Raw genomic sequence first — 15,866 nt, 5'->3', positions numbered from 1 at the left:
AGGGTATCATTAAACTAAATATCTGAACAATTGGTAGTAAAGAATATTAATTCTATATTATGCATTTTTTACTTGGTGATCCAGCTATGCTGACAATCAAAAAAAGTAATATAATAGCTCTCGTTCTGACTCTGCTTCTACTGGGGAGCATGCCAGTAATGGCACATATAGAAGTGGAGTACAACAAAGAAACCGGGGTGCAGGTTTTCGGTGGTACTTTTAGGGATCAGATTGTAAAGGGACAAAACATCACCTTGTTTGCATTGATCTGGAGGCCCTACGAAGGGCCAGTTCCAAATGTTCAAGTTAAATTTACTGTAATGAAATACGGAGAAACAGTGTTTACAGATATCGTGACGACTAACAAATACGGTATCGCAAATACTACTTTCACACCAGAAGAAGTAGGATGGTACAACGTGGAGATATCCTACAATAGCACTACTTTTTGGACATCCTTTGAAGTAATTGAGATACAGCCTTATTACTTTGTCGAAAAGAACATTCTCGCAAAAGTTGGCGAAAACATTACACTTAGATGGGCGCTTATAGAACCATTCACCAGAAAGCCCTATACCAACCCAGTAAACATTGCAATAATCAAAAGAGAAGGAAACCCCCTAATAAATACCACAATAACTCCCGTAAATGGAATACTAGAATACACTGTTCAGTTTAACACTACGGGAGAGTATTATGTATACCTCGATGGACAGGAAGCTGGAGCCGTTAAAGTAACAAACATTCCCTTGGAAGTTGCAGTAGTAGCTTCTGAGAATGTCAGAGAAGGTAAAGAATTCACAGTACATGTATTTGCCAAAGATGTGACTACAGGCATGCCATATAGTGGAGACTTGATTTTAAAAGCAATTTATTTTAGGAAAGAAGACATTACTGAAAGCACCTACAATGTAACTCTTACAAATGGATACGGCCACATAACCCTCTCTGTACCACTTGATGCAGAAGGCATTGCTATCGAGCTATACGATGGGAAAGACAGTTATATCCCCTTGGGTTCAGAATGGATAGGAGTTTCAAAAGAACAAGTACCTGAAGAGAATTTAAATAGCGAAGAAGAGGCCATCATGGCGGAAGAAACTTTAGACAAATATTTAGATGCTGTTATAACTCCCCAAGAGGTAATAGCAACTCCTGGAGAATTCCTGTCATTTGAAGTAACGTCTTCAACTGCATTACCTGGATATAACTATACCTTAGAAATTATATGGTACCCTTGGACTGGAAAAGATTCTCTAACTCTTGAGTTAGCAAGCGTTAACAGAACATACGTACAGTTCGACGAAACAGGGAAGCTAACTTTAACAGGAATAAAAGTGCCGGAAGATGCCTACTTTGGAGTGATAAAAATTGGAAACGCGGAAGCGTATGTATATGTCTATCGCCCTTATATATCCTCTGCTTGGGATTATGCATACTATGTTTATAATCCAGAAAACCACGAGATTGTTCTAGATGAGAGTATTAGTATAACAGGATTGTTAGAAAATGCTACTTATGAATCAAAGTTCACAAAACCGTTACCAAATGAACCGCTATATATCTATACGCCGACTGGAGTGCACGAAGTTAAAACTGACGAAGAAGGCTCAATAAATACCACGATATCCTTCCCAAGAAACCCATATGCACCGATAGGATTTGGAGAGGACATTAACAAAGTGTGGGCACTCCTTATCCATGACTCCGGAACTTATGGAATAAGCTCTCTAGAAGTCGCAAAGATAAAAACATACCTAGAACTGAACACAACAAGACCACCAGCGCTACTCTCCGCGTTCAAATATTATGAGAACGAAACTCCTACATCAATTCCAATAGTTCTTGAGTTTGCCCCACTAATTGGAAACTCTTGGAATGGCTTTGTTCTAGAACCTCAGGTATATTACTGGAACACCACTGAACTCAAAATTCCTATTGTTGAGCCTGGAAAATATTTAGTAACTCTCCTTCCAACTGGTTGGGTATGCAGAACTTACGAGGAATACTCCATGACAGAATGCTCCTCAAGCAATGGATGGGAACATGAAGCGCAGTTCCTCATTTTACCAGAAGATCTTGAAATTCCGAAATACTACGAAATTGAAAGCACTAAAGAGAAAGAATACATAGAAATTCCGATAAAACTACCCGGCAAAGGCTACTTCTACTACAAGACATGGGACTATACATATGTTGGAGTTACAGATGAGCAAGGCAACGGAATACTTAAGCTCAAAAAGCCTAATCAACTAACTCCTTGGGGGGATATATACTACTGGGGCAAATTTGGATTTGTAACGGAAGAGTTCTCGTTACTAGACATAGAATGGAGCATTACAATTCATGTACTTTCTGATGAAATTCCTCCAACAGTAGATATTAGAGTTAACCCCACCTCACAACAAGTTGGCAAAAATGTCACAATAACATATGAAGCATCTGATAATAAGGCATTAAAAGAGATCAGCATCGTGATAGCTAACAGGACAGACACAATCCTCAATATGACCATTGACACTTCAACGTGTGGGACTGATTGTAAAGGGTCATTTAATTTCACAGTCCCTGCTGTAGAAGAATATACAGTAAAAATCATAGCAACAGATGAAGCAGGATTAACAGCTCAAAAGTTCGTGAACTTCTATGGAAAAGTGGTCAAAATAGAGGCTCTTGACTTCACTAATAACAAAACAACGAAGATTAGTGTAGAAAAACAAACTGAAATCTATATTTCAGCGAACGAAACTGAACCAGTATATGCCCTGGTTATTGCCAGTGGAGGACTCGAGAATGAGGATATGAAATCTGAGCTTATAAAAGAGGGAGCTGAAGACTTTAGATATATTAAAGTTGAAACCAATAAGCAGGTAAACTATGAGTGGGTGATACTTAACGTTACATATGACGAAGAAGAACTTAAAGCAGCGGGGGTTCCAGAAATCGCTGTTACAATATTCTATTGGAACGGTAGCGAGTGGATAGATCTCAGCAAGTATGTTGGGAAATCAATACCCGATAATTCCCCATATGGCAACCTAACAGTTTATGACTTTGGAGTGGATACTAAGAACAACTACGTATGGGCAAATGTTAGCCACTTGAGTGACTATACCTTTGGACTAGAACTTCCTGATTTAAAAGTTGTCTCATTGTCCCCCTCTGAAATTGAGCTAGTAGAAGGAGAGCAAAATAGCATAGTAGTAACTATAAAGAATGATGGAGCTAGCACTAATAAAAATATTGCAATAACTCTTTACGCCAATGATACTCTAATAGGAACAAAAACAATTCCCGGACTTGGCAAAGAGGAGTCAACAACGATAGAGTTCCCATGGATACCAGAACATGAAGGAAAATACACACTAAAAGCAATAGTTGATCCGGAAAACACAGTAGTAGAAAGCAATGAAGATAACAACGAGATAAGCATTTCTGTTTTAGTTTCACAATCATTTAACACAAAGACTTCCCAAGAACAAACAAAAGATAAATCAGAAATAGCTAACTTAGCACTATTCTATTACTATGGTTATCTCCGGTACAACGAGACATACAGTAAATTGTACAACGAATCTGTAAACTCCAATGTCAGTGAGGACGTTCTTAGACTTGCAAAGTCCTACTACGAAAATGCAACAAAAGCATATGCCAACGCGGAAAGATCAGGACCAATATATCAGAACTTAGGAGATATTCGTGTCTTCATATACATTAGAAGGGCATACTTGAACATTAAAAACGCAGTGAATATATTGAAATCTGCAGTTTTAGATTAAAAGTCCACTTCACTTCTGTTTTTCTTTCTTTTTGTAACTCGTGAATTACTAAATTTTACGGCATACTCTTAGAGAATTCCACATTCTTTTTAAACCCTCCAAACAACTATACCATAACCCGGTGGAGTTCCGCTCCACCACTCAAAGGGCCGAGGCCGACAATAAGTCCGCCTCCGCAGTAAAATAGTTAGTGGAGGAACTAAAATGATAAAAGTTTACACACTAGGTGGTTACGAGGAAGTAGGAAAAAACATGACTGCCGTTGAATATGAAGGAGAAGTTGTGATTATTGATATGGGAATCAGGCTTGATAGGGTTCTTATCCATGAGGATGTTAACTTTCAGCAGATGAGCTCGAGAGATTTAAGAAAGTTGGGTGCAATCCCCGATGATTCCTCTCTCAAAAACAAAAAAGTCGTTGCCATTGCACTTTCTCACGGTCATCTCGATCACATAGGAGCTATAGCAAAGCTTGCTCCTCACTATCCAAACGTTCCAATCTACGGAACTCCTTACACAATAAAGCTGGCAAAAGGAGAGGTGAGAAGCGAGCAATATTTTGAGGTTACAAACCCAATGTATGAGACCCAGTATGGGGAGATCGTTCAGGTTAGTGAAAATTTGGCTATAGAGTTTGTTCAGATTACTCACTCAATCCCGCACTCCTCAATGGTGGTTATCCATACGCCCGAAGGTGCGGTAGTTTATGCATGTGATTATAAGTTTGACAACCACAATCCCCTTGGAGAGAAGCCAGATTACAAGAGGCTCAAGGAGATAGGCCAAGAAGGAGTAAAAATTTTGATACCAGAATCAACGAGGGCAGCTGAAGAAACAAAGACGCCAAGTGAAGCCTCTGCGAAGCTCCTCTTGGAAGACTTTTTCTACTATGAAGGGATGGAAGAGAAAGGACTAATAACCACGACCTTCGCCTCCCACATAGCCCGTCTGCAAGAGCTGATAGAGATAGCAAACAATATGGGGAGGCAAGCGGTTTTGGTAGGTAGATCTCTAGCAAAGTACACAGGCATAGCAAAACAGCTCGGTCTAATAAAAATGAAAGGGGCAAAAGCGGTGAGAAGCCCAAATGCTGTTCAGAAAACACTTAGAGAGGTTTCTCAAGCTAGAGAGAACTATCTCCTAATAGTCACGGGTCACCAAGGTGAACCAGGAGCAGTGCTTACAAGGATGGCTAATGGGGAACTCTATGACATCGGAAAAGAGGACACTGTTGTGTTTTCGGCTGGAGTCATCCCAAATCCCCTAAACATAGCCCAACGCTATGCCCTTGAAACAAAGCTCAGAATGAGAGGAGTGAGAATGGTTAAAGATTTACACGTCTCAGGTCATGCAAGCAGGGAAGATCACAGATATTTGATTAAGCTTTTAAATCCAGAGAATATAATCCCCGCTCATGGAGAGTTTAGGATGCTCACCCATTATGCTGAGCTTGCCGAAGAAGAGGGGTATCTCATCGGAAGGGACGTGTTTGTATCAAGAAACGGTTACAAAGTCGATGTGAGGTGATAAAATGAAGTTTGATCCGCTATTTAAAGCATTAAAAGAAAAGGCCAAGGTCGTCGATGAGGCTATTTTTGAGCTTATACCTGAAAAGGAGCCCAAAGTTCTTTATGATGCTGCAAGACATTATCCCCTCGCAGGAGGGAAGAGGGTTAGGCCGTTCATAGTCTTAACCTCTACTGAAGCTGTTGGTGGAAACCCAGAGAAGGCCGTTTACGCTGCAGCGGCTGTAGAGCTGCTTCACAACTATTCCCTTGTTCATGATGACATAATGGACATGGACGAAAAAAGAAGGGGCAGGCCGACAGTTCATAAAATTTGGGGAATAAACATGGCAATTTTAGCTGGGGATTTGCTCTTTTCGAAGGTTTTTGAGGCTGTGGCAAGGATACCTGTCGAGGCTGAGAAGGTTGTAAGGGTTCTGGATGTCATTGCAAAGACTTCAAATGAGCTTTGCGAAGGGCAGGCAATGGACTTGGAGTTTGAGAACAAAGAAACAGTCACTATAGAGGAATACATGAAAATGATAAGCGGAAAAACTGGAGCGCTTATAGATGCCTCAGCTACAATAGGTGGAATCATAGGAACAGAAAACGAGGAGTACATTAAGGCGCTGTCAAAATATGGAAGGAACATAGGTATAGCGTTCCAAATATGGGATGATGTTCTCGATTTGATAGCAGACGAAGAGAAACTCGGAAAGCCAGTGGGGAGTGACATAAGAAAGGGCAAGAAAACGCTCATAGTAGCACACTTCCTTGAAAACGCAAGTGAAGAAGACAAAGCAGAGTTTTTCAAGATATTTGGAAAATACGCCGGTGATGTAAAGGGAGAGGGAATAATAGAGGAGAACGTCCAAGAAGAGATCAAAGGAGCAATTGAACTCCTCAAAAAGTATGGAAGCATAGACTACGCTGCAAAAGTTGCAAGGGAACTGGCAGATGAGGCAAAGAAAGCACTAAAAATACTCCCAGAAAGCGAGGCAAGAAAACAACTAGAACTTTTAGCAGACTTCATAGTGGAGAGAGAATATTAGCCTTCCATCTATGTCTTTTTAATTTGAGAACTGATTGAGCGAAAAGTTTATATATGCAATTTTGGCTTCTTTCTTTCGGTGCCCCGGTGGCTCAGCCTGGTGGAGCGGCCGCTTGGTAAGCGGCAGGTCGCGGGTTCAAACCCCGCCCGGGGCTCCAATAGAATACTCTTTTGAGAACCGTACCACAAAGAGTTAAAACACTCGAATTATATTTTGGTTTGATATTCATGAGCACCAGAGAAAGAATTTTGGACTATGTCACAAAGAATCCGGGAATAACTTTTCGCAAATTAGCTCAAGAACTCAACATAGGGATAGGAAACCTACAATATCACCTACGGCATCTTGAAAAAGAGGGAAAAATCATATCAAAACGGCTTGGAGGGAAAAAATACTTCTTCCCCGCAGGTTTTGAAGAGGAGTACAGGCGTCTTATGATAGCTATTTCAAACGAAAGCCAAAGAAAAATACTCCTTTTACTTGCGGAAGGGGACAAAAACCAAAGCGAAATTGCAGAAAAGCTCAACTTGACCCCCTCTACTATAGTTTATCATACAAAACGGCTCGAGAGATTGGGGATTATTACAAAGATAAAAGACGGAAAAAACACCGTTTATTCCCTTAACTGTGATGTTGAGGTTTTAGTTCGCATAATCAGAGAGTATAAACCAAAAATCTGGGATAAACTGGCAGATAAATTGATTGATTTAACGTTAGCGTTCAGGGGGGAGGGAGAGTGATTGACATTTTGAGATATCTCCTCGATGGAGTTGTAATTATTTTAGGGGGCATGCTGTCAGTAGCAGCATGGAAAGCATACAGAAAAAGTGGAATGAAAAGTATTTTGCTTCTTTTTTTGGCATTTCTAATGTTCGTTGCCAAAAAGATCATTGACAACTTTCATCTAATCAAAACCTCATTGTCTTCAGAAATTCTTGAGGTGACCTCAACTACATTCGAACTTTTAATATTGGTATTGTTTTTTATAGCCCTGATAAGAAGGGATTGAAATGCCGTTTGCAATATACCTACTAAGGGTAAAACCTGGAAAAGAGAAGGAAATCAAAGAAAAACTGCTAAACGAAATGAACTTTGACGAAGTTTATGTAGTCACAGGACCGTTTGACATAATAGGGAAAGTTCATATACCTCTCACCAGAAGAGCGTTAATCAGCCTAAAAGAAGAACTAGAAAAGCTAGAAGGAGTCATAGAGGTTAAATATCTCGAAGCTAGAGACTAGCGCACTATCAAGAGTGGAGGCTTCACGTTGCCAGCTATCTCTTCCAATAAGCTCCCTATCCTCGTTTTTCCGCTCTTTCCATAAGCTCCCATTATTACAAGTGAGTACTCCCCGCTGTTTGCTTCTTCAAGGATTTTGTCCTTTGCAATCCCTTCAACGATCTTTATGGAACAGTTCACTCCCTCCTCTTGACAGAACTTTAGCATTTCGCTCATAACATCTTGAATGTCTCTTTTCATGTTGTTCCAGATTTCCTCTTCAAAACTGCGCACTTTCTCAAAGTCTCCTTGTCTTGCTCCCAGGTTGAATGCAACTGCCTTAGCTTCTCTCCTATCCAAAACAGAAAACAGCACCAATTTTGCGTTCTTTTTCTTGGCAACTGCAACTCCATGAAGAGCTGCCTTTTGACTCCACTTCGAGCCGTCTATCAATACGAGTATTTTCATTGTTCACCACCACACATACCTAAGCCATAATATCCCAACGCCAGCACCTACAGTTAAGACCATTATGAGCATGCCTATTTTGAGGAAGTCCATAAATGTTATCCTTATGTCTTCCCTTGCTGCTATCCCTATAACAACAACGTTTGCCGATGCTCCAATAGCGGTTCCGTTTCCACCTAAGCACGCCCCTAAACTTAAAGCCCACCAAAGAGGATACGTATTGAGAGATGTCTCCATTGCCTTTATTAGGGGTATCATCGTAGCCGTGAAGGGGATGTTGTCTATAACAGCTGAAGCAAGTGCTGAAAACCACGCTATAACCAGCATAGCTTCTCCCTCGGTATGGACATGGGAGGTTACCCACTGAGCTATCTGCCCTATAAACCCGGTCTCAACCAAACTCCCTACAATGAGGAACAAACCTCCGAAAAAGAACAGCGTTGCCCACTCGACTTTCTCTAGGATTCCCTCAGGATTTTCCCTACTCCAGAAAAGGAGCAAAGATGCCCCAAATAATGCAACCACAGCAGGCTCTATCCCAAGCTTGTCATGAACAAAAAAGAATAGCACCACAATGACGATTGTTACAATAGACTTCCTAAAAAGAGGCAGATCCCTAATCGCAGCTCTTTCATCCAGACCCTCAAGTGTCCTTAAGATTCTCTCCTTTTTTTCAGGGCTGATCTTAAGGGTCCCCCTATAAGCTAAGTACACTACAAAAACCATGAGTATTAAATCAAGAAATGCTATTGGGCCCATATTGACGAGAAATTCGTTAAAACTAAGCCCCGCAGCGGAGCCTATCATTATGTTAGGTGGGTCACCTATGAGCGTTGCTGTTCCACCGATGTTAGAAGCAAAGATCTCGGAGAGAAGGAAGGGGAGAGGGTTAACTTCCATAAGTCTTGAAATGTAGATAAGCATCGGAGTGAGCAGAAGAACCGTGGTCACGTTATCAAGAAAGGCACTTATGAGGGCTGTCACAACTGAGAAAAGGAGCAAAACTCTAATAGGCTCTCCTTTTGCAAGTTTGGCTGTTTTTATTGCGATATATTCGAAGAGACCACTTAATCTTGTTGTATTGACAATTATCATCATTCCAGCAAGAAGAAGTATAGTGTCAAGGTCAAGATAAAGGGGAACTTTTTCCCAAGGAACTATGTTGGCTAGAAGCACCAAAGAGCCTCCGGCCATTGCGGCAACGGTTCTGTGTATTCGCTCGCTTATTATAAGAGCATATGTAAAGATAAACACTGCAAGGGCAAATATCTCCAATGGTGTCATCTGAACACCTCCTAATAGACTATCACCGGAATCTCCAAATGCTGGATTATCTTAAGAACCAAAGGACTGATAGGGGATGTTTTTGTGATCTCCGAGCCATAGTTCTTCGAGATTGCGAGCATGTCGTAGTTCTCAGCCATTCTTATCACATCATCGCTCTTGTTTCCAAAGAACATGCGCCTCTGCACTTTCAGACCATAACTTTCAAGCTTCTTCGCCACGTTGTTGAGCAGCTCTTCCCCCATTACCTCCTCTTTTCGCCTGAATTCTTCACTTGCTTCCGGGCTAAGTGTTTGACGTACAAGCTCAAATACCTGAGAATCCAAAATATAAACAAGCAAAATTCTCGCTTCATAGGCACTTATAGTCTCATATACCTCTTCGGGGACATTCTTAACGTATCTGTCAAGCGGCATCAATATAGAATTAATCTCCGGGATCTGTCTTTCTTCTTCAGTTAGAAGAAACTCCCTGTAGTGCTTTATTATGTCCTCATATTTCTTCCCAGCTATGTGTTTAAACTTTCGACCGATGAAAGAGGAATACAGTCCCATATTACTCCCCCTAACCGTTTTGATATGAGGTTTAAAAAGACTTTGGTTCAGACTTTCAATTTTTGGAGTTATGAACCACAAGAGATATTAAAGAACACAAGGAACTAAATCACTGGAGGTGAGAAGATGAAGAAAATACTATCAATGCTAGCGTTGATTCTTTTGCTCTTACCATTAGCGAATGCTCAATGTCCAGAAAAAGGGAACACCGTTGTGTTAAAAGCCCCAGCAGTGTCTAGAACCTCGAGCGGCGAGCTGATAGGAGTAGCAACGGACTTTGTAATCACAGTTGCTCCTGGAAATGGGCACGTTTACGTTGAGACTTGGCCATTGGCAGAGGTAGACATGCAGGCATCGGCGAGGTTGGCAGCTCAAGTCGCTGGAAAAGTTCTTGGGGTTGATATGAGCAAGTACGACGTTTTTATTCAAGTAAAGTCAGATGCTCCAATTATTGGAGGTCCTTCTGCCGGAGGTACTATGACCGTCGGTATAATAGCCGCTTTAGAGGGATGGAAAGTAAGAAACGACGTAATGATGACAGGTATGATAAATCCCGATGGGAGCATTGGACCAGTAGGAGGGATTTTAGAGAAAGCTTCGGCTGCCCACAGCGTAGGAGCAAAGCTCTTCTTAATTCCAGAAGGACAGAGAATACAGGTAGTCCAAAAAACCGAACAAAAGCAAATCGGCCCAATAGTGCAGATAACAAGTAAGTCCGAAAAAGTTGACGTAGTTGAATACGCAAAGGAGAGATGGGGCTTAGAGGTTAAAGAGATTAGGGATATATACGAGGCAGTTTACTATTTCACTGGGAAGAAGATAGAGAAGCCATCCGTGCCAGGGGAGTTGAGAGTTGATACCTCTTTTCTAAAGGACGATGCACTCAAGGACTACGATGAGACCCTAAACTACTATAAGCAGGTTGAGAACAAGCTCAAAAACAGTGACGTCAGCTACACCACTTATTCCTACCTCAAAAATGCACTAGATGATGCCAAAGCTAAGTTAGACGAGGCCAAGAAGGACTTAGACGAAGGAATGTATTACACAGCTCTGAGCCTTGATTTTCAGGCGAGGATTGCGATAAGGCACGTGGATTGGTATTTGGATGTGAAAACCGACAGTGACTTAGAGAATCTGCTGAAAGAGGTCGATAACGAGATAAAGAGCACCGAGAGCTATGTCTCAAATCTCACAATAAAAGGGATAACAATGCTCCAAGCGGTTGCCGCAAGTGAGGAAAGAGTTGAAGAAGCAAAATCCCTCCTGAAAGATGCTTGGTCGTCTTATTACGATGGTAATTACTGGGATGCAATAAGCAATGCTGCCTTTGCATACGAGAGGATACAAACAGCAAAGTTCTGGGCATCCCTAGGGGAGAGATACGCAAAGGGAGATGTAATTGAAAGGGATGCCATAAAAGATACCGCAAGGGAATACTTGGACAATTCGAGGCTTATCATAACTTATATAACCTCAATGTTTGGGGAAACAAACCTTCAGGATTTGGTAAACTTAATGAACGAGGGAGAGGAATATTACCAAGATGGCAAATATTCAGCGGCTATCTTCTCCGCAATGGAAGCCAGGATAAGGGCCGAGATAATCTTAGATACCCTTGGAATCGACAACGAGACCGTACTTATGGATAAGCTTCAGAGAATGAAAGAAGATGCTAAAGTAGCTATTGCAATAGCTCAGAAAGAAGGCATATATCCAGTCTTAAGTCTTGCATATTATGAGTTTGCCCAGAGCTATGAAAAGCAGGGAGGGTTAGAGAGTATTCAGACCGCAATGGTGTTCTACCAATACGCAAAGGAAACTTCAACGGTATTCTTAAGCACAACAACTCCGCCAAAGATAACAGAAGAACCCCTCATTCCTCTCACCACGCCGCTTACAAACCAAACGACACCTCAAAACACCACTTCCCCAGCTCAAAAGGAAACTAGCGGATACTCAATACCCCTAATAGCTGGCACCCTTGTAATTGGCCTCCTTCTAGGATTTATAGCCGGAAGGAAGGCTTAAACATTTTCTCTTTTTTCTTAGAAACGCTAAAATATCATGAAAACCTAACAACACATATGAACTATCAAAAGGTTGCAGCCCTTGTTATGGTTCTTGTAATAGCCTCATCAATAGCTTTATTCTTAAAACCCTATTTTCCGCGAGGAAGGGAGACTACATACTCCGGAGAGAAGATCCTTCTGCCAGAACCAAGATTAAAAGGAGATATGAGCGTGGAAGAGGCGATTGCCAAAAGAAAAAGCATCAGAACATACAAAAATCAACCTATCAGCATAGAAGAGCTTGCTCAACTCTTATGGGCCTGCCAAGGGATAACCCACGAGGACAAAAGAGCCGCTCCAAGTGCTGGAGCAACTTACCCCTTTGAGATTTTCGTAGTAGTCGGGAATGTAGAGGATTTAAGACCGGGAATATATCACTATGACCCCTTTGAACACAGCCTAACAATGATTAAAGAAGGAGACTTTAGAAAAGATCTCCAAAAAGCAGCATTGAACCAGAAGTGGGTAGGAGATGCAGCAGTGGACATTGTACTTGTGGCTTTCTATGAAAGAACCACCAAGATTTATGGAGAGAGGGGAATCAGGTACGTACATATGGAAGCAGGCCACATAGGACAAAACATATACCTCCAAGCAACAGCTTTAGGACTAGGCACAGTTGCCGTTGGGGCGTTTTATGATGATGAGGTTGCAAATATAATAGGCACTGAGGGTGCCCCGTTGTACATATTCCCTGTTGGGAGGGTCTAATATGGTAGTTTTAGATCACTACACCCTCGGATATATAACCTTTGGGCTTATGAGTCTCTCAATGCTCAGCGGTGCTTTCATACTTCTCTCCAAAAAGAGGCAGTTCTGGATAAAGGTACACATCCTCGTGAGCGTGCTCGCTTACCTCTTTATGGTGTGGACAATATGGGTGGTCAGATAAGCTTATTAATATGCCTTCCCTACATTTTACGGTGATAAAAATGTTCGTTGGACACTACAAAGACGTAGAAGAAAAAGAAGTTACAATAGAGGGAGTTGAGAATACAACAATAAGATGGCTCATCTCCCCAAAGATAGGGGCTAAAAACTTTGCAATGAGATATTTTGTTATTAGGAAAGGCGGAAAAATACCAATACACCAGCACGACTGGGAACATGAGATATTCGTTGTAAAGGGAGAGGGCTATATAACAAACGGAAGAAAAACTGTGAAAGTTATACCGGGCAGCTTTTTGTATATCCCTCCAAATGAGCCGCACGGATACGAAAATCCCGACTCAGAGACCCTCGAATTCCTATGCTTAATCCCAGTAAAAGAGGGTAGCATACCTCCCGAAGAAAGGGGTGAGTGATTTTTCATTTTTATGTCTAATTTTTGTTATTTCTGTTTCAATATTGCCATGAAACTATCACTTAAACCGAAAATTTTTTAAATTCATCACGACATACCTTGAGCGGGCTTTAATGGCAAACGGAATTAAAGTTGGAATAGAAGAAAAAGTTGAATCAAAGCAAGCTGTTCTTTTGGGCTTTCAGCACGTTCTTGCAATGTTTGGAGCAACAGTTACAGTGCCCCTTGTCGTGGGGACGGCAATTGGGCTTGAGCAGAGGGAGATAGCGCTCCTAATCCAGGTGGTTCTCCTAGCAATGGGAATAGCGACCCTTCTTCAAACCACGATAGGGTCAAGATACCCAATAGTTCAAGGCTCAAGCTTCGCCTTTATTCCGGGGCTTATCAGTATAGGGAAAAGCTTGGGATTAGCTGCTGTAGAAGGAGCTCTAATCGTAGGCGGGTTAATCGAGGCGGCAATAGGTGCATTCGGGATCGTCGGGAAGGTCAAAAGGCTCTTTTCCCCTATAGTTACTGGGGTCACAATAATGCTCATAGGGTTCTCCTTAGCCCATGTAGCGGTCAAGTACACCTTCAACTTCTTTGCCGATCCGAGCGGTTCAACAATACCGAAGGCTTTCTTTATCGCACTTGTGACATTCTCAACAACGGTCTACGTCGCACTTAAAGGAAAAGGGGCTTTAAGGGCAATGCCCGTAATAGTGGGAGCGTTAATAGGATACGTCGTCAGCATTCCCCTTGGAATGGCAGATCTCAGCTTGGTTAAAGAGTTACCATTAGTAAATGCTCCAAAACCTCTACCATGGGGCACTCCAGTATTTGAAGCCTCTGCAATAATAACCCTGCTGTTTGCATTCGTCGTGAGCATAATAGAAAGCGTTGGAGATTACCACGCAATTTCCGCTATCTCTGAGGCACCAATAACGAACACAAACATCAATAGGGGAATAATGAGCGAAGGGCTTGCATGTTCAATTGCAGGGATTCTCGGAGCTTGTGGGACAACAAGCTACTCTGAAAACATAGGATTGGTTGCTCTAACTAAGGTTGCAAGCAGGCAAGTGGTGCAGATGGGAGGGGTGATACTAATCCTCTTAGCCATGATTCCAAAGTTTTCCGGTGTTTTGGCTTCCCTTCCTCAGCCCGTACTTGGAGGACTCACGATAGCGCTCTATGGTATGATAAGCGTTACTGGGCTTAGGTTAATAAAGGAGAAGGTAGAGCTAAACGATAGAAACATGCTCATAATCGCAAGTGCTCTGATTGTGGGACTTGGAGCTCCTCAATTGCCGCCGGAATTCCTAGAACACTTTCCAAGAATTGTGGGGAGTATTTTAGAATCAGGTATGGCTGTAGGAGCCTTAACGGCCATTTTGCTTGATCAACTGTTGAGGTGATTGAGATGATAGAGGATAAAAGGTGGAAAGGTGTTTACTCCTTTGATGACTCTCCCTATCTAATGGAAGTATTAACAGAGCTTAGGGATAAAGAGACAGACTCCATAGCCTTTAGAAAAGGGCTTGTAAAGCTTGGAAGGTTTATGGGTTATGAGATAATCAAGACAATGGAGACAGAGAAAGTAAAAGTTGAGACACCTTTGGAAGAAACTGAAGGGATAATAGTAAAAGACAGGAGAAATGTAGTCATAGTAACTGTTCTCAGAGCCGCAGTGCCCCTTATGGAAGGCCTTGTAAAGGTCTTTGAGCATGCAAGGATAGGAATAGTCTCAGCATCGAGAGGAAAAGCCCCAAAGTTTGAGATAGAGATGAACTACATCAAAATCCCCCAGATAACGCCCGAAGATACGGTAATCATAGCCGATCCAATGATAGCTACTGGTTCAACTCTGCTGAGAGTAATAGAAGAGGTCAAAAAGTACGGCACTCCAAAGAGAATAATCGTGTTGGGAGTTCTTGCAGCTCCTGAAGGAATAACCAGAATAAAAGAAAAATTCCCAGAGGTTGAAATATTCGTAACAAAGATAGACAGGGAGCTCAACGATAAAGGCTATATTCTCCCCGGCCTTGGGGATGCAGGAGACAGGGCATTTGGGGCACCAATAAAGCTTTCAACCCTGCCGCAGGTGCACACAATAGAGTAGCGAAAGCTTAAATATCTTCTCTTCAATATTTTTTGATTGATATGGTGGACATAGACGAAATCGACAAAAAAATCCTAGTGGAGCTTAGAAAGAACGGTAGGATTACCTTCACAGACCTTAGTAAAAAGCTTGGGTTATCTGTAGCAAGCATAAAAAACAGGGTCGATAAACTTGAAAGGCTCGGCGCGATAAAGGGTTATTCCGCTCTTGTGGAGCCCGCTTTTCTTGAGGAGTATTTGCAGGCTTTAATCGAGCTTGAACTCCTTGCCGATGATCCCCGGGCTGAAATAGTTTTGCAAGAGATAGGAAAGCTCGAAAACGTCTTGGGCATCTATAAAAAAACTGGGGAATTTCAGGTGATGATAAGGGCTAACTTCAGGAACATGGACGAGCTGAAAAGCTTTTTAAGACTTCTTTCTCAAAGATATCTGCGTAAAAACCTCCGACGGTGGAGGGTCACCATAATCCTCGATGTCATAAAGGACAACGGAGTTCAGATCTCCAAGGGCTCCCAAAGGAGATGATAGGG

Annotated in this window: 16 protein-coding genes and 1 tRNA gene; 14 read left to right on the top strand and 3 right to left on the bottom strand. The window is 41.9% G+C overall.

Annotated features, from left to right (window positions below):
- Nucleotides 1-86 precede the first annotated feature (86 nt).
- The 7 genes from NF859_RS00570 (at nt 87) to NF859_RS00540 (ending at nt 7,577) form a co-directional block, all read left to right on the top strand.
- Complete coding sequence (locus NF859_RS00570) at nt 87-3,779, top strand: CARDB domain-containing protein (RefSeq protein ID WP_252742544.1); 3,693 nt, start codon at nt 87-89, stop codon at nt 3,777-3,779.
- A gap of 204 nt (nt 3,780-3,983) precedes the next feature.
- Nucleotides 3,984-5,306, top strand: a complete 1,323-nt coding sequence (locus NF859_RS00565; RefSeq protein ID WP_252742543.1) for an RNase J family beta-CASP ribonuclease — start codon at nt 3,984-3,986, stop codon at nt 5,304-5,306.
- 4 nt (nt 5,307-5,310) lie between these two features.
- Nucleotides 5,311-6,336, top strand: coding sequence for a polyprenyl synthetase family protein (locus NF859_RS00560; protein ID WP_252742542.1), 1,026 nt, complete (start codon nt 5,311-5,313; stop codon nt 6,334-6,336).
- Between the two features lie 80 nt (nt 6,337-6,416).
- Nucleotides 6,417-6,493, top strand: a tRNA-Thr gene (locus NF859_RS00555).
- Between the two features lie 70 nt (nt 6,494-6,563).
- Nucleotides 6,564-7,076, top strand: a complete 513-nt coding sequence (locus tag NF859_RS00550) for a winged helix-turn-helix transcriptional regulator (RefSeq protein ID WP_252742564.1) — start codon at nt 6,564-6,566, stop codon at nt 7,074-7,076.
- Entirely contained in the window at nt 7,073-7,345 is a 273-nt protein-coding gene (locus NF859_RS00545) for a hypothetical protein (RefSeq protein ID WP_252742541.1), read from the top strand. The genes NF859_RS00550 and NF859_RS00545 overlap by 4 nt, the downstream gene beginning before the upstream one ends.
- Before the next feature lies 1 nt (nt 7,346).
- The gene (locus NF859_RS00540) at nt 7,347-7,577 is read left to right on the top strand and encodes an Lrp/AsnC family transcriptional regulator (protein ID WP_252742540.1); all 231 of its coding nucleotides are present in this window, start codon (nt 7,347-7,349) and stop codon (nt 7,575-7,577) included.
- Here the strand turns inward: NF859_RS00540 and NF859_RS00535 are convergent.
- Genes NF859_RS00535 through NF859_RS00525 form a run of 3 tightly spaced genes read right to left on the bottom strand, consistent with a single transcriptional unit; the run spans nt 7,574 to nt 9,861 of the window.
- Nucleotides 7,574-8,023, bottom strand: a complete 450-nt coding sequence (locus tag NF859_RS00535; RefSeq protein ID WP_252742539.1) for a universal stress protein — start codon at nt 8,021-8,023, stop codon at nt 7,574-7,576. The two genes, NF859_RS00540 and NF859_RS00535, sit on opposite strands and share 4 nt — an antisense overlap.
- A 3-nt stretch (nt 8,024-8,026) precedes the next feature.
- Complete coding sequence (locus NF859_RS00530) at nt 8,027-9,307, bottom strand: ArsB/NhaD family transporter (protein WP_252742538.1); 1,281 nt, start codon at nt 9,305-9,307, stop codon at nt 8,027-8,029.
- An 11-nt stretch (nt 9,308-9,318) separates the two neighbouring features.
- Nucleotides 9,319-9,861, bottom strand: coding sequence for a universal stress protein (locus NF859_RS00525; protein WP_252742537.1), 543 nt, complete (start codon nt 9,859-9,861; stop codon nt 9,319-9,321).
- 126 nt (nt 9,862-9,987) lie between these two features.
- Between NF859_RS00525 and NF859_RS00520 the strand changes: the two genes are divergently transcribed.
- From NF859_RS00520 to NF859_RS00490, 7 genes are all read left to right on the top strand, one after another.
- The gene (locus NF859_RS00520; protein ID WP_252742536.1) at nt 9,988-11,892 is read left to right on the top strand and encodes a S16 family serine protease; all 1,905 of its coding nucleotides are present in this window, start codon (nt 9,988-9,990) and stop codon (nt 11,890-11,892) included.
- Nucleotides 11,893-11,948: 56 nt separating this feature from the next.
- Nucleotides 11,949-12,644, top strand: coding sequence for a SagB/ThcOx family dehydrogenase (locus tag NF859_RS00515; RefSeq protein WP_252742535.1), 696 nt, complete (start codon nt 11,949-11,951; stop codon nt 12,642-12,644).
- A 1-nt stretch (nt 12,645) separates the two neighbouring features.
- Nucleotides 12,646-12,825: a hypothetical protein gene (locus NF859_RS00510; protein ID WP_252742534.1), complete on the top strand. Its 180-nt coding sequence runs from the start codon at nt 12,646-12,648 to the stop codon at nt 12,823-12,825.
- Between the two features lie 40 nt (nt 12,826-12,865).
- The gene (locus NF859_RS00505; protein ID WP_004069913.1) at nt 12,866-13,237 is read left to right on the top strand and encodes a cupin domain-containing protein; all 372 of its coding nucleotides are present in this window, start codon (nt 12,866-12,868) and stop codon (nt 13,235-13,237) included.
- 112 nt (nt 13,238-13,349) lie between these two features.
- A complete protein-coding gene (locus tag NF859_RS00500) occupies nt 13,350-14,633 on the top strand; it encodes a uracil-xanthine permease family protein (protein WP_252742533.1) in 1,284 nt (427 codons plus the stop codon).
- 5 nt (nt 14,634-14,638) lie between these two features.
- Nucleotides 14,639-15,337: a uracil phosphoribosyltransferase gene (upp, locus tag NF859_RS00495; RefSeq protein WP_004069915.1), complete on the top strand. Its 699-nt coding sequence runs from the start codon at nt 14,639-14,641 to the stop codon at nt 15,335-15,337.
- A gap of 41 nt (nt 15,338-15,378) precedes the next feature.
- Nucleotides 15,379-15,861 (top strand): Lrp/AsnC family transcriptional regulator, encoded by a 483-nt coding sequence (locus NF859_RS00490; RefSeq protein ID WP_252742563.1) that lies wholly within the window; start codon nt 15,379-15,381, stop codon nt 15,859-15,861.
- The last annotated feature ends 5 nt before the right edge of the window (nt 15,862-15,866 follow it).

This window comes from Thermococcus alcaliphilus (assembly GCF_024054535.1).
GTDB classification, from domain to species: Archaea; Methanobacteriota_B; Thermococci; order Thermococcales; family Thermococcaceae; genus Thermococcus_A; species Thermococcus_A alcaliphilus.
This window is presented reverse-complemented; position numbering and strand designations above follow the sequence as displayed.

What these genes read in the sequence shown, in the direction of transcription:
- NF859_RS00570 (WP_252742544.1), top strand. Translation starts at nt 87, where the DNA reads ATGCTGACAATCAAAAAAAGTAATATAATAGCTCTCGTTCTGACTCTG.
- NF859_RS00565 (WP_252742543.1), top strand. Translation starts at nt 3,984, where the DNA reads ATGATAAAAGTTTACACACTAGGTGGTTACGAGGAAGTAGGAAAAAAC.
- NF859_RS00560 (WP_252742542.1), top strand. Translation starts at nt 5,311, where the DNA reads ATGAAGTTTGATCCGCTATTTAAAGCATTAAAAGAAAAGGCCAAGGTC.
- NF859_RS00550 (WP_252742564.1), top strand. Translation starts at nt 6,564, where the DNA reads ATGAGCACCAGAGAAAGAATTTTGGACTATGTCACAAAGAATCCGGGA.
- NF859_RS00540 (WP_252742540.1), top strand. Translation starts at nt 7,347, where the DNA reads ATGCCGTTTGCAATATACCTACTAAGGGTAAAACCTGGAAAAGAGAAG.
- NF859_RS00535 (WP_252742539.1), bottom strand. Translation starts at nt 8,023, where the DNA reads ATGAAAATACTCGTATTGATAGACGGCTCGAAGTGGAGTCAAAAGGCA.
- NF859_RS00530 (WP_252742538.1), bottom strand. Translation starts at nt 9,307, where the DNA reads ATGACACCATTGGAGATATTTGCCCTTGCAGTGTTTATCTTTACATAT.
- NF859_RS00525 (WP_252742537.1), bottom strand. Translation starts at nt 9,861, where the DNA reads ATGGGACTGTATTCCTCTTTCATCGGTCGAAAGTTTAAACACATAGCT.
- NF859_RS00520 (WP_252742536.1), top strand. Translation starts at nt 9,988, where the DNA reads ATGAAGAAAATACTATCAATGCTAGCGTTGATTCTTTTGCTCTTACCA.
- NF859_RS00515 (WP_252742535.1), top strand. Translation starts at nt 11,949, where the DNA reads ATGAACTATCAAAAGGTTGCAGCCCTTGTTATGGTTCTTGTAATAGCC.
- NF859_RS00510 (WP_252742534.1), top strand. Translation starts at nt 12,646, where the DNA reads ATGGTAGTTTTAGATCACTACACCCTCGGATATATAACCTTTGGGCTT.
- NF859_RS00505 (WP_004069913.1), top strand. Translation starts at nt 12,866, where the DNA reads ATGTTCGTTGGACACTACAAAGACGTAGAAGAAAAAGAAGTTACAATA.
- NF859_RS00500 (WP_252742533.1), top strand. Translation starts at nt 13,350, where the DNA reads ATGGCAAACGGAATTAAAGTTGGAATAGAAGAAAAAGTTGAATCAAAG.
- upp (WP_004069915.1), top strand. Translation starts at nt 14,639, where the DNA reads ATGATAGAGGATAAAAGGTGGAAAGGTGTTTACTCCTTTGATGACTCT.
- NF859_RS00490 (WP_252742563.1), top strand. Translation starts at nt 15,379, where the DNA reads ATGGTGGACATAGACGAAATCGACAAAAAAATCCTAGTGGAGCTTAGA.